Origin of the sequence: Ihubacter sp. rT4E-8 (assembly GCF_049852125.1) — a bacterium.
In the GTDB taxonomy this organism is placed as follows: domain Bacteria; phylum Bacillota; class Clostridia; order Peptostreptococcales; family Anaerovoracaceae; genus Senimuribacter.
This window is the reverse complement of sequence record NZ_CP187532.1, coordinates 1,758,923-1,771,991: the sequence shown is the minus strand read 5'-3', so window position 1 is coordinate 1,771,991 and position 13,069 is coordinate 1,758,923. Positions and strand designations below refer to the sequence as shown.

Below are 13,069 nucleotides of genomic sequence, written 5' to 3'. Positions count from 1 at the left end.
ATGACACAATTCCATGCAACAACGATCTGTGCTGTCAGAAGAGGACCTGATGATATTGCTATCGGGGGAGACGGACAGGTAACGATGGGTGAAACTGCTATTATGAAAAATGGCGCGAAGAAGGTTAAAAAAATATTTCATAACAAAGTGTTGACGGGATTTGCAGGCGGTGTAGCGGATGCTTTCGCGCTTACTGAAAAATTTGAGAAGAAGCTTGAAGAACATAGCGGCAATCTAAAGCGGGCGGCTGTAGATCTGGCGCAGCTTTGGCGCAGTGATAAAGGGATGCGGAGCTTAGAGGCTTTGATGATTGTTGCAGACAAGGATGATTTGTTGGTGGTTAGCGGAAACGGTGAGGTTATCGTGCCGGATCAGGATTTTGTCGCTATCGGTTCCGGAGGCAATTTTGCGTATTCCGCGGCTAACGCGCTTTTCAATCATACGGAGTTGGGAGCAGAGGATATTGTCAGAGAATCTCTGAAGATCGCGTCTTCCATATGTGTGTATACCAATGATCATATCACGGTAGAAAAACTGTAAAAGGGGGAATAAGAAATGGCTGGAAAGATTCAGAGTATGACGCCAAAAGAAATCGTGGCGGAGCTTGATAAATATATCATCGGTCAGGATGACGCAAAAAAATCTGTAGCGATTGCGTTGAGAAACCGGTATAGGAGAAGTCTCCTTTCTGATGAGATGAGAGAGGAAATTACGCCGAAGAATATTTTGATGATGGGGCCTACAGGATGCGGTAAGACGGAAATTGCAAGGCGTCTTGCTAAACTGATGGAAGCGCCCTTTGTGAAAGTAGAGGCAACGAAGTTTACTGAGGTAGGTTACGTTGGCCGCGACGTGGATTCCATGATTCGGGATCTGGTGGAAGCGTCTATCCGTATTACAAAGCAATCCAGATTGAAGGAAAAGTATGACATCGCGGAGGGAATCGCGGAGGAAAAGATTATTGAGGCGATCATTCCGGGCAGCAAGAAAAAAAATCAGGGAAATAAGTCTAAGAGTCCGTTTGACTTTCTTATGAGCAGCGGCGGTTATCCAAGTCAGAAGCAGCTTTATGAAGAAAGCAAAGCGAAAGAAACGGAGGGTAAGCCGGAAGACAGAGATGTGGAGATGGCAAGAGAGCAGGTTCGTCAACAGCTGCGCGCAGGTTTGCTGGAGGAGCAGTTTGTTGAGATAGAGGTTATCGATACGCCAAAAGGGAATCAGCTGGACATGAGCAATGAAGGCATGAGTATCGCTATCGGAAACATTTTTGGAGATATGATGCCGCAGAAGACTAAAACAAAGAGAGTCAGAGTGAAAGAAGCAAGAAAGATTCTGCGTGAGCAGGAGGCGCAAAACCTGCTGGATATGGATCAGGTTACGGATGAAGCGTTGGAAAACGCTGAGCAGAACGGTATCATCTTTATCGATGAGATTGACAAAATTGCGTCTAGCTCCAGTTATCACAGCGGCGCAGACGTGTCTAGAGAAGGCGTTCAGCGTGATATTCTTCCTATCGTGGAGGGAAGTGTTGTAAATACCAAATATGGACCTGTAAAGACAGATCATATTTTGTTCATCGGAGCCGGCGCGTTCCATACTGCGAAGCCTACAGATTTAATTCCGGAATTACAGGGACGTTTTCCGATCAGAGTGGAATTAGAGAATTTGACTAAGGAATCCTTCGTACAGATTTTAACCGTTCCGGAGAATGCCATTATTAAGCAGCATAAGGCTTTGTTGGAAACGGAAGGAATTAAAGTGGAATTTTCTGAAGATGCTATTGACGAAATCGCCACAATGTCGTATCTTATGAATGAGCAGACTGAAAATATCGGAGCTAGAAGACTGCATACGATTTTGGAAAAGCTGTTGGAGGATATCTCCTTTAACATTCCTGAGATGGAGGAAGAAGAGATTGTGATCGACAGAGTTTACGTGCAGAGCAAATTTATGGAGACAATTCATAAAGACGATGTAGACCGTTATATCCTGTAAAAGTAATAGAAAAGTTGAGGTAAAAGAGAAAGAATATGAGTGAAAAATTATTAGCGAGGATTAGAAAACTTAATTGGGTGCTTTCTGAAAGCACGGCAGGGTACATTTCCTTTGACGAATTATGCAATATTATGAGCGAAATGCTGGGATCCAATATCTATATTTTGAATAAGAAGGGTAAGGTTCTGGCTGCGAAATATTGCGCAGGAGAAGAAGCGCCTTTGACCTATGATGAAGAAACGGGTAAGGCAATGCTGCCGCAGCTGTATAACGATCGTTTTCTGAAGGTTTCAGAAACAACTGCCAATCTGACATATGACAGCATTAAGCAGTTCTATGGGGAAGACTATAATCTGGCCAGCAAATATCATACGATTGTGCCGATCGTCTTCGGCGGCAACCGCATTGCGACACTGCTTTTAGCCAGACCAGATAAGGCGTATGACGATGAAGATATCGCCATTTGTGAATACGGCGCAACTGTGGTAGGAATCGAAGTCGCAAGAGGCATTGCTATGGATGAGGAAGAAGAAAACAGAATGAAAGAGGCTGTGGAAATGGCTCTCTCTACACTTTCTTATTCTGAGATGGATGCGGTGACTAAGATTTTCGCAGAGTTGAAAGGCGACGAGGGTCTTCTGGTAGCCAGCAAGATCGCTGATAAAAGCGGCATTACTCGTTCGGTAATTGTCAATGCCCTTCGTAAGCTGGAAAGCGCCGGCGTTATTGAGTCTAGATCATTGGGTATGAAAGGTACGCGCATTAAGATTACCAACGAATATCTTCGTAAAGGAATCAAAATTTTTGAGATTTAAAGGCCAGAGAACTCTCTGCCGCTGTCAAAAGCCTCCGCTATGGCATATACTGTAGCAGGAGGCTTTTTTATGAGCAGAAACAGGTATGCAGGCAGTATGAGATTTACTAAGAAAATCGCGATTTCAGCTGCTTTAATCGGAATGGGGATCATTTTATTGATGACCGGCTTAAAGCAGCAGATTGGACCTAATATCGATGCTGTGAGCAAGCTGAAAGCAAAAGGGGTAGTCAACAGGATCATCAATGAAACGATTCATGAGGAATTTTCTTCTGGAAATTATGAGGAAAGATTGTTTAATGTAAAGAAAGGGAAGGACGGCAAAGTACAAATTGTACAGGCCAACACGCCGGTAATCAACGAAATGGTGTCTGGCTTTTCCGCTGCTTTGCAGAAAAAATATGAGGATATGAAGGCCGTGCCAGTCAAATTGAATTATGGTACTCTCATGGGAAGTAAGCTGTTGTCGCAGACGGATTTTGGATTAGATATTAAAATTCTGCCGATGGCTGTAACCAGCTGCGATTTCGAAACGGCCTTTGAAACGCAGGGCATCAATCAAACTAAATATAAGGTGTACATCATATTAAAGAGCAGCGTTCGTGTGCTGGAACCTTTTTCAGCGGATAACATTCAGATTACAAGTAAAATGTTGATCTGTGAGCTGGTAATTGTAGGTGAAGTTCCGGACAGCTACGTGAATGTGCCGGAAGAAGATATTTTAGATGTTACTTAAACGATTTTTGTGGTATACTAAAGCCATGCTTAGATTTAATGAAAACAATGAAATTATTACAGAAGAAAATTACAGAGCTATTTTAGTCGGTTTGCAGAGGAAAGAAGACATTTCTTACTCTATGGATGAATTGGAGGGGTTGGCAGAGGCTGCCAGAGCACAGGTTTTAGGAAAGGTTGTTCAGAACTTAGAAAAGCCTAATACCGCCACGTTAATCGGTAAAGGAAAGGTTGAGGAAGTAGCGAAGCTGGTTCGAAATATGGAGGCGGATGTGGTTATCTTTAACGATGAGCTGAGCGGCATGCAGCTGAGAAACCTGGAAGATATCATTGGCGTAAGGGTGATTGACAGAACTATTTTGATATTGGATATCTTTGCGGAGCGGGCGGATTCCAGAGAAGGAAAATTACAGGTAGAGCTGGCACAGCTGAAGTATCGTCTTCCGAGACTTACAGGCTTTGGTAAATCTCTGTCCCGTCTTGGCGGCGGCATCGGTACTAGAGGTCCCGGAGAAAAGAAGCTGGAAACAGACCGCCGTCATATAGAACGTCGTATGGAGGATATCAAAAGCGAGTTGGCTGATCTGGTCAGAACCAGAAGCGTACAACGGTCTAAAAGGCAGAAAAACGGGATTCCCATCGTGGCGCTTGTGGGCTATACCAATTCGGGCAAATCCGCTTTGATGAATCAAATCCTTTCTATGGCGGGAAAAGAGGAAAAATCCGTACGTGAGAAGGATATGCTGTTCGCGACTTTGGACGCGCAGAGCCGAAGCGTAACACTGGATGACAATCGAACGTTTATTTTGGTAGATACGGTAGGCTTTGTCAGCAAGCTGCCTCATAGTTTAGTCGAGGCCTTTAAAGCTACTCTGGAAGAAGTTCTCCACGCGGACTTGCTGCTGCATGTGGTGGATGCTTCCTATGAGGAAAGTCAGTTTCATGTTACTGTAACAGATCGGGTTTTAACGGAGATTGGAGCAGGCGGCAAAGAAAAACTGATGATATATAACAAAATGGATCTGGTTTCGGAATTTACCCCGTCCTATTCTGACGCGCCAGCCTTTTTCGTATCTGCAAAAGAAGGAAACGGCATGGAGGAACTTCTGGCCGCCATCAAAGGGTGTCTGTTTGGAGAGGTGATCAGAACGAAGCTTTTAATCCCGTATACCAGGGGAGATTTGGCGTCTTATTTGTGCGAAAAAGCAGCTGTTCATTCTATGGATTATGTGGAGGACGGCACTTTGATCGATGTGGAGTTGAAGGCAGAGGATTATCAGAGGTTAAAGACATATGAAATTATATAGTACAGTTGCGAAAGAAGGATGGGCTGAACAAAGTATAGAACGTTCCAGATTTATCGCCTATGTTTCTCCTGCAGAAACCAGGGAGGAAGCTGAAGCGTTTATCGCTTCAGTTAGAAAAAAGCATAAGGATGCTACGCATAATGTGCCTGCAATGGTAATCGGAGACAAATTTCAGCTGCAATGGGCCAGTGATGACGGAGAACCGCAGGGAACCAGCGGGGCGCCCATGGTTCAGATGTTGGTGCACGAAGGCATTACCAATGTATGTATTGTAGTGACACGATATTTTGGAGGCGTTAAGCTGGGTACGGGAGGTCTGGTCAGAGCGTATACCAGCAGCGCCAAGTTGGGTCTGGCAGAAGCGGGCATTTGCGATGTCGTTGAAATGCAAACCATTACATATCAAGTGGACTACGCTGTATTTAATAAAATACAAAATTTCCCCTTTACATTTGCGGTGAATTTTGATAATATAATCTATGCTGATACGGTCACATTTGATGTAATTACAGACCCATCCGATGCGGGAGCATTGCGGGATACGGTTACTGGTTTGTCAGGTGGCAAGGCCATAATCATCAGTGAAGAAATTAGTCCGCAAAAGATCGAGAGATAGTTTTAAAAAGTTATTGACAAGATCTTATATGTGTGATAATATAATCTGCGGCTTGTTTTCAAGACACTTTTTCCTCTGAAATGGGGGCAAAAAAGATTGAAAATAATGCTTGACAAACATGGACAAAGCTAGTATAATTTGTAAATGTGCCAAGTAAAAAACTTGCAATATGGGCGTTTAGCTCAGCTGGGAGAGCACCTGCCTTACAAGCAGGGGGTCATAGGTTCGAGCCCTATAACGCCCACCAATCTTTTATATAAGATTGGTGACTACTTTGCGAAGAACATTTGCCAAATATAAACTTGGCGAGTGAGCGAGCAAGACATACAAGACAGGTTTGCTACAGCAACAGGCTGAGGTAATCTGATGTGTATGATGCGGCCTGGTAGTTCAGTTGGTTAGAATGCCAGCCTGTCACGCTGGAGGTCGACGGTTCGAGCCCGTTCCAGGTCGCCAATTTTAAAGACGATAATATGCTGGCGTGGCTCAACGGTAGAGCAGCTGATTTGTAATCAGCAGGTTGGGGGTTCGATTCCCTCCGCCAGCTCCAATAAAATAATCGGTTGATTGGTTTGTGCGCCAATTCATCAAATATTACAATTTAGTTTGAAAAATAATGTCGAGGGATTCCCGAGTGGCCAAAGGGGGCGGACTGTAAATCCGTTAGCTGAGCTTTCGATGGTTCGAATCCATCTCCCTCGACCAATTTTGCGGAAGTGGCTCAGGGGTAGAGCATCGCCTTGCCAAGGCGAGGGTCGCGAGTTCGAATCTCGTCTTCCGCTCCATTTTTGCGGATGTAGTTCAATGGTAGAACCTCAGCCTTCCAAGCTGATGGCGTGAGTTCGATTCTCATCATCCGCTCCACTTTTTTCAAACTGTGTGTGGGCTCATAGCTCAGCTGGATAGAGCAACGGCCTTCTAAGCCGTGTGTCCGGGGTTCGAATCCCTGTGGGCTCACCAATTTTATTTGATGCTTTGGGGTATAGCCAAGTGGTAAGGCAACGGACTTTGACTCCGTCATTCGTAGGTTCGAGTCCTGCTACCCCAGCCAGTTGTTTATGACCCATTAGCTCAGTCGGCAGAGCACTTGACTTTTAATCAAGGTGTCCGGAGTTCGAATCTCCGATGGGTCACCATTTTAAACTTTATAACAGATGTTGGTTGAATCCACACATGGAGAGGTGTCCGAGTGGTTTAAGGAGCTGGTCTTGAAAACCAGTGATTCCGAAAGGGACCGTGGGTTCGAATCCCACCCTCTCCGCCATATTGCATATAAGAATATAGTTGTGAGATTTGTTTAGCCTGGAGAAGTACTCAAGAGGCTGAAGAGGACGGTTTGCTAAACCGTTAGGGTTCATATTAGGGCCGCATGGGTTCGAATCCCATCTTCTCCGCCATTTCGCAGGGGTATAGCTCAGCTGGTAGAGCAGTGGTCTCCAAAACCACGTGCCGTGGGTTCGATTCCTACTGCCCCTGCCAATGATGATCACAATGTAAATAATTAACGGGGTGTAGCGCAGTTTGGTAGCGCAACTGGTTTGGGACCAGTGGGCCGCGGGTTCAAATCCTGCCACCCCGACCATTAAAACAAAAGATGTGGGCCATTAGCTCAGTTGGTCAGAGCGTCCGGCTCATAACCGGCAGGTCCCGGGTTCAAGTCCCTGATGGCCCACCAGTATAATCACATAGTTTATATGCCCAGATAGCTCAGTAGGTAGAGCAGGGGACTGAAAATCCCCGTGTCCTTGGTTCAATTCCGAGTCTGGGCACCATTCATTTGAGCAGCCTTTCGCTGACAGTAGTCCGAAGGGTTGTTTTTTTATTCCAATAACCTATTCTTTATTGCTTTTTTCGGAGGCATACTTTAAAATAAAATAGAGACTTTTAGAGGAGGACAATATGGCTCAGTTATATTACAGATACAGCACAATGAACGCGGGAAAATCTATTGAGCTGATTAAGGTTGCATATAATTACGAAGAAAGGGGAAAGCGTGTATTGACGTTGGTTCCGGCTATTGACAATCGATATGGTTCCGGTGTCATTACATCTAGAATCGGTTTACAGAGAGATGCTGTCAGTGTTCAGGAAGAAACAAATATTTTGGAACTGTTCATGAGAGAGAATGAGAAGCATAAGATCGATTGTGTTCTTATCGATGAGTGTCAGTTTCTCAAGAAGCATCATGTGCAGGAACTGGTAGAGATTGTAGATAGCCTGGATGTACCGGTTTTAGCCTATGGACTGAAAAACGACTTTCGCAATGAACTCTTTGAAGGCTCTTACTATATGTTGATTTACGCGGATAAAATTGAGGAGATCAAGACGATCTGCTGGTGTGGACGCAAAGCGACCATGGTTGCCCGGGTAGTAGACGGCAAATTTGTTAAGCAGGGGCAGCAGGTCATGATCGGAGGTAACGATATGTATGTTTCGCTTTGCAGAAAGCATTACAACGACGGCAGAATCGGACCGGAAATCGGGAAAGATATGGAGAAATAGTGATGATGAAAGAGTATGGAAGAATCAGAACAGTGAATCGCTGCACGATATTCCTGTTAAGTGCAGTTTTATTTATAACAACGGCATTTACGATGCAGAATGCTGCTGTTTATGCCGCGGACAGCAGTTTCGAGGCGGCTCTCCAAGCAGAAGGTTTTCCGGAGAGCTACAGGGTTAAGCTCAGGTTACTACATCAGAAGCATCCTAATTGGACTTTTAAGGCAAAGAAGTTGGAGTTTAGCTGGAAAGACGCTTTGGCAAAGCAATACGCTGACGCTGACGCCAATACGATATCCGTCAATTACAAAGACGCGTATAAGGCTGTTCGCGAAGGTACATATAATTTTACTACTCATACATATCTTCCGAAGGATGGAGCTTCTTGGGTGTCGGCGTCCAAACAGGCGGTAGCGTTTTATATGGATCCTCGCAATTGGCTGACGGAATCAGGTATTTTTATGTTTGAACCCTTTTACTATGATTCTTCTTGTCAGACGGAAGAAATCGTAAAAAGTATTTTGAAAGGAACAGGGTTGCCGTCTAACGCATCGGCTTATTATATGGAGGCGGCTCAGCAGACCTATAACGGAAAGACTTACAGTATCAGCCCTGTTTATTTAGCTGCTAAGACCAGAATTGAACTGGGAAACAGCAAGTTTATGATTGACGGGCATAGCTTTACTTATAAGGGGAAGGACTACAGTAACTGCTATAACCCGTACAATATCGGTTCGGTGGATAGCGCTGACGGAACTGCGGCATTGAAAGGACTGGTTTTTGCCGCAGGCGGATCTAATCAGTCAGAGACATCTTATTTACGCCCCTGGAACAGCTTGAAAAAGGCCGTAAAGGGAGGGGCTCTTTATATAGCGGACAGATTTATGTCTAATAATCAATACTCTTTATATTACGAACGTTTCAATGTACGAAATGGATTGTCAGATATCGGGACATATCAATATGCTACAAATGTTTTTAATGCTGCAACATTGGCTGCAATCATGTATGACGATTATTACGATTTTGGAGTTTTGAACGAAGCGTTTACTTTCGAGATTCCTGTTTATCAGGACATGCCGTCATCACCATGCAAACAGCCGCCTGCTACAGGCAACAATAACTGTTATTTAGATAGTATTTCTCTTTCTGCCGATGGTCGGAAATTGAGCTGCACGCCAGCCTTTGACCGATTCACCAGCACCTATACGGTGAGAGAAACGGTTGCAGCTGATAAGCTGACAATTAAAGCGGATAAAAACGACCCAAGCGCCACAGTGACTATTTCGGGCAATAATCTGGTAAACGGTGAAAACAAGATTGCGATCAAATGCAAATCCTCATCAGGACTGGCGTCAAAGACTTATTATGTTAAAGTCGTACGTGACGATACACAGCCGCCAGCTGCGAATAATGACAAATTGATTAAAGGCGTAGAGAATACCACAATCTCTTTGTCGCCAAAAGAGCAGGGGGAAGGCTATGTACGTCTCGCATGGGAAAAGTCTAAAGGGTATAAGGTGGATTGTTTCCAAGTATTCCGTGCGGAAAGTCCCAATGGATTTGGATCCTCTCCAATGTATACAACGAATACAGGAACCCAGTCTACGTATAAAAATACAAAGCAATTATCTTTAGGCGCTACGTATTATTATAAAGTGCGCGGAATGAGAACTATTGGAGGTAAAACTTACTATACCAAGTGGTCTGATACTATTAGTATTTTGTATGACCCTGCACGTGCAAGTCTGATACAGGGAATAGAGAATACTGGATTAACAATGTCAGCAGTACAGGGTAACGGTTTTGTTCTTACAAATTGGGAGAAAACACCGGGTGTTGATATGGATTACTATGAAGTATTTCGTTCAGTAAGTCCAGATGCTTTTGGTGATACTCCGTTTTTCACTACGGTAGACGGAACGAGGAGCACATATAAAAATACCAAAGATTTGGTAAGAAATACTACCTATTACTATAAAGTACGAGGAGTACGGGCAGTTTATGGAACCTTGTATTATACACAATGGTCCGATGTGGCTGCTATTACGTATAATCCTTACATCGAAGGCATCGCTGAGGGTGTAAACCGTACGACCTTGACAGCATCAGGAGCGTGTGAAGGTAATGGTATTCGTATCAATTGGAAAAAATCAAAGGGCTATAAAATGGATTATTTCGAGATCTTTCGCTCTGTGAAAAAGTCCAGCGGATACGGAACGAAGCCGATATTCTCTACAAAAGACGGGGATAAATTCACTTACAGGAACACAAAATCGCTGACAAAGGGAATCAGATACTACTATAAAGTACGCGGCGTGAGGATTATGGAAGGGACGCCTTATTATACGCAGTGGTCCACGAAGGCAAGCGTAGTGTATAAATAATAGAAAAAATGCGGCGGCAGGTTTTGTTAACCTGCCGCTGTGTATATATATGGCTAAATCGTGGTCTTGCAGCCCTGGAAACTGCCGCGTCGCCGAAGCTCTGCGTAAATACCGTTCAGTATTGTACGTTTTTTATAACTCCACCAGGGCGTAATCAGGATTTTTCTTGGCGCGTCTCCGGTCATGCGATGAATAACGATTTCGGGAGGGATGATTTCAATCAGATCGCAGACGAAATTCACATAGCTTTCCAGAGAGTCAAAGGAATTATAGTTGCTGTAGTCAATTTCCATGCGTGAGCCTTTCACTACGTTAAGGAGATGAAGCTTGATTCCCCAGGCGCCGCTTTGGCAGACATATTTTACGGAATCGATCATATCCTGCCGGCTTTCTCCCGGCAGCCCCAGAATTAAATGCACGACAATGCGAATACCACGATCTGTCAGTGATTTGACAGCCTGATCGAAAACTTCCAGATCGTAGCCCCGGTTAATAAAATCAGCGGTTTTTTTATGAATAGATTGTAAGCCCAGCTCTACCCATAAAAAATGATCTCGATTAATTTCTGCAAGCAAATCTAATACGTCGTTACCCAGACAATCAGGACGTGTGGCAATCGCGATGCCGCTGATAAGCGGATGACGGAGAGCGGCCTGGTATTTTGTTCGAAGTTCTTCAACGGGAGCATAAGTGTTAGTATGATTTTGAAAATAAGCGAGATATTTGGCGTCAGGCCATTTTTCGGACAGCAGATGAATTTGATCTTCAATCGTAGAGGCAAAGTCGCCGCTTCCGTCCGCAGAACAGAAAATGCATCCGCCTGTCCCCTTTGTGCCATCCCGGTTTGGGCAGGTAAAACCGCCGTCAATAGACAGCTTTATCGTTTTTTGACCAAATGTGTTTTTTAGATAATCGCTGATAGAATTTATATACGGATTCATGGTTAACCCCTTTCATTTAGCTGTATTCTATGATATAATAAAGTATTAAAATTGTGAAGAAAAATTTGCAAAAAGGAGGAAGAAAATATGGGAAAAAGGTCTGTTCAACCCCTGGAGGCACAGCGCTGTCAAATGTGCGATAATCTTACCTTTGCGGATCTGGCATCAGCGGGAAAAGAAGTGATGAAACCCGCGCTTCTGCTTCACAGCTGCTGTGGTCCATGCAGCACTGCGGTAATTGAACGACTGTGGCCTGATTACGATTTGACCGTATTTTTTTATAATCCCTGCATTACCGATCTGGAGGAATATGAAAAGAGAAAAGCCAGTCAGATTCTCTTTATCGAGCAGTTCAATCAACGGCATGCAGGCCTTGGCAGATTGCATTTTATAGAGGGGGATTATGAGCCGGAACGCTATCTGGAAGCAGTGTCCGGCTATAGTAATGAACCTGAAGGCGGAGCTCGATGTACCATTTGCTTTCGACAGCGTTTAGAGAAGACAGCCAAGCAGGCAAGAGCCAAAAGCTTCGGTCTGTTTACTACAACGCTGACCGTCAGTCCCCATAAGAATTACCCGCTGATTTCGGCTATCGGAAAGGAATTGGCTGATAAATATGGTATCCAGTTTCTGGATATTGATTTTAAGAAAAAAGCGGGATTCCAGAGAAGTATCCAGTTGTCTAAAGAGTATGGCCTTTACAGGCAAAACTATTGCGGCTGTGAGTACTCAAAGAGATAATATAGAGTAAGGAGATTTTATATGAGTCAGTTAATTACACCTAAAGATTATTCACCGGTTATCAGTCCTTTGGAAACCCAGAGGGCAATCAAAAAAATTAAAGATTACTTTCAGCAGGAGCTTGCTTACGGCTTAAACCTGCGCAGAGTGTCTGCGCCGTTGTTCGTTGTGCCGGAAACCGGACTGAATGATAATCTGAACGGTGTGGAAAGAAGAGTATCCTTTACTTTAAAGGATATGGATGAGAAAGAGGTTGAGGTTGTACAGTCCCTGGCAAAATGGAAGAGAATGGCTTTGGGAAAATATGGAATCAAACCAGGACACGGTATTTACACAGATATGAATGCCATCAGACGGGACGAGGAGATGGATAACCTGCATTCCGTATATGTGGATCAATGGGACTGGGAAAAGGTTGTTACCAAGGAACAAAGATGCACTGAATATCTTCACGAGACAGTGGTGACCATTTATAACGCGTTAAAGAACCTTGGAGATTATGTGAACAGGATCTATAGGGATCTGCAGACTGAATTACCTAATGAGATTTATTTTATTACGACGCAGGAGTTGGAGGATTTGTATCCGAACAAGACGCCGAAGGAAAGAGAAGATTTGATCTGTAAGGCCCATGGAGCGGTATTTATCGAAAAGATCGGCGGACCGTTAAAATCCGGTGAAAAACATGACGGACGTTCTCCGGATTATGATGACTGGGAATTGAACGGTGATATAATCTTATGGAACGATATTCTAGACAGAGCCTTTGAAATTTCGTCCATGGGTATTCGTGTAGATGCGGAAGCCATGGATAGACAGCTAACAATGGAAGGCGCTGATGACAGAAGGGCGCATGCTTTTCATCAGGCAATCCTAAATGATGAGCTTCCATATTCTGTTGGCGGCGGTATTGGACAGAGCCGGTTGTGTATGTTTTTCCTGAGAAAGGCTCATATTGGAGAAGTACAGGCTTCTGTATGGCCTGATGATATGGTTGAAGCCTGCAGAAAGGCTAATATTTTCCTGCTGTAAAC

Annotated in this window: 11 protein-coding genes and 15 tRNA genes; 25 read left to right on the top strand and 1 reads right to left on the bottom strand. The window is 44.1% G+C overall.

The features are described from left to right. From hslV to ACPW7J_RS08680, 23 genes are all read left to right on the top strand, one after another. Positions 1-540 carry an ATP-dependent protease subunit HslV gene (hslV, locus tag ACPW7J_RS08790; protein WP_161874807.1) on the top strand — a complete coding sequence of 180 codons (540 nt, stop codon included), beginning with the start codon at positions 1-3 and terminating at the stop codon, positions 538-540. A gap of 15 nt (positions 541-555) precedes the next feature. Beyond that, positions 556-1,995, top strand: coding sequence for an ATP-dependent protease ATPase subunit HslU (gene hslU / locus ACPW7J_RS08785; protein WP_425755006.1), 1,440 nt, complete (start codon positions 556-558; stop codon positions 1,993-1,995). 35 nt (positions 1,996-2,030) lie between these two features. After that, a complete protein-coding gene (gene codY, locus ACPW7J_RS08780) occupies positions 2,031-2,810 on the top strand; it encodes a GTP-sensing pleiotropic transcriptional regulator CodY (protein ID WP_161874808.1) in 780 nt (259 codons plus the stop codon). A gap of 69 nt (positions 2,811-2,879) precedes the next feature. Then, on the top strand, positions 2,880-3,545 hold the full coding sequence (gene yunB / locus ACPW7J_RS08775) for a sporulation protein YunB (protein ID WP_425755005.1): 666 nt from the start codon (positions 2,880-2,882) through the stop codon (positions 3,543-3,545). Next, the gene (hflX, locus tag ACPW7J_RS08770; protein WP_425755004.1) at positions 3,535-4,851 is read left to right on the top strand and encodes a GTPase HflX; all 1,317 of its coding nucleotides are present in this window, start codon (positions 3,535-3,537) and stop codon (positions 4,849-4,851) included. The genes yunB and hflX overlap by 11 nt, the downstream gene beginning before the upstream one ends. Beyond that, positions 4,838-5,467, top strand: coding sequence for a YigZ family protein (locus tag ACPW7J_RS08765; protein WP_161874810.1), 630 nt, complete (start codon positions 4,838-4,840; stop codon positions 5,465-5,467). Before hflX ends, ACPW7J_RS08765 begins: the two co-directional genes overlap by 14 nt. A 171-nt stretch (positions 5,468-5,638) precedes the next feature. Next, a tRNA-Val gene (locus ACPW7J_RS08760) sits at positions 5,639-5,714 on the top strand. A gap of 132 nt (positions 5,715-5,846) precedes the next feature. Then, a tRNA-Asp gene (locus ACPW7J_RS08755) sits at positions 5,847-5,923 on the top strand. A 19-nt stretch (positions 5,924-5,942) separates the two neighbouring features. Next, a tRNA-Thr gene (locus tag ACPW7J_RS08750) sits at positions 5,943-6,017 on the top strand. 70 nt (positions 6,018-6,087) lie between these two features. Next, positions 6,088-6,172, top strand: a tRNA-Tyr gene (locus tag ACPW7J_RS08745). Between the two features lie 5 nt (positions 6,173-6,177). Continuing rightward, positions 6,178-6,252 (top strand) — tRNA-Gly (locus ACPW7J_RS08740). Between the two features lie 5 nt (positions 6,253-6,257). Further along, positions 6,258-6,331, top strand: a tRNA-Gly gene (locus ACPW7J_RS08735). A 19-nt stretch (positions 6,332-6,350) separates the two neighbouring features. Then, positions 6,351-6,427: transfer RNA gene (locus ACPW7J_RS08730), tRNA-Arg, on the top strand. A gap of 16 nt (positions 6,428-6,443) precedes the next feature. Further along, positions 6,444-6,518, top strand: a tRNA-Gln gene (locus ACPW7J_RS08725). A gap of 9 nt (positions 6,519-6,527) precedes the next feature. After that, positions 6,528-6,603 (top strand) — tRNA-Lys (locus tag ACPW7J_RS08720). Between the two features lie 39 nt (positions 6,604-6,642). Then, positions 6,643-6,731: transfer RNA gene (locus tag ACPW7J_RS08715), tRNA-Ser, on the top strand. 40 nt (positions 6,732-6,771) lie between these two features. After that, a tRNA-Ser gene (locus ACPW7J_RS08710) sits at positions 6,772-6,864 on the top strand. 6 nt (positions 6,865-6,870) lie between these two features. Next, positions 6,871-6,946, top strand: a tRNA-Trp gene (locus ACPW7J_RS08705). Between the two features lie 26 nt (positions 6,947-6,972). After that, a tRNA-Pro gene (locus tag ACPW7J_RS08700) sits at positions 6,973-7,049 on the top strand. 16 nt (positions 7,050-7,065) lie between these two features. After that, positions 7,066-7,142 (top strand) — tRNA-Ile (locus ACPW7J_RS08695). Positions 7,143-7,163: 21 nt separating this feature from the next. After that, a tRNA-Phe gene (locus ACPW7J_RS08690) sits at positions 7,164-7,239 on the top strand. A gap of 127 nt (positions 7,240-7,366) precedes the next feature. Beyond that, complete coding sequence (locus ACPW7J_RS08685; protein WP_161874811.1) at positions 7,367-7,969, top strand: thymidine kinase; 603 nt, start codon at positions 7,367-7,369, stop codon at positions 7,967-7,969. Positions 7,970-7,971: 2 nt separating this feature from the next. Further along, positions 7,972-10,353, top strand: a complete 2,382-nt coding sequence (locus tag ACPW7J_RS08680; protein ID WP_425755003.1) for a cadherin-like beta sandwich domain-containing protein — start codon at positions 7,972-7,974, stop codon at positions 10,351-10,353. Positions 10,354-10,406: 53 nt separating this feature from the next. Here the strand turns inward: ACPW7J_RS08680 and ACPW7J_RS08675 are convergent, their stop codons facing one another. After that, positions 10,407-11,294: a TIGR01212 family radical SAM protein gene (locus tag ACPW7J_RS08675; protein WP_425755002.1), complete on the bottom strand. Its 888-nt coding sequence runs from the start codon at positions 11,292-11,294 to the stop codon at positions 10,407-10,409. A gap of 87 nt (positions 11,295-11,381) precedes the next feature. Between ACPW7J_RS08675 and ACPW7J_RS08670 the strand changes: the two genes are divergently transcribed. Next, positions 11,382-12,035, top strand: coding sequence for an epoxyqueuosine reductase QueH (locus tag ACPW7J_RS08670; protein ID WP_161874814.1), 654 nt, complete (start codon positions 11,382-11,384; stop codon positions 12,033-12,035). Between the two features lie 21 nt (positions 12,036-12,056). Beyond that, positions 12,057-13,067 carry an aspartate--ammonia ligase gene (gene asnA / locus ACPW7J_RS08665; RefSeq protein WP_161874815.1) on the top strand — a complete coding sequence of 337 codons (1,011 nt, stop codon included), beginning with the start codon at positions 12,057-12,059 and terminating at the stop codon, positions 13,065-13,067. The last annotated feature ends 2 nt before the right edge of the window (positions 13,068-13,069 follow it).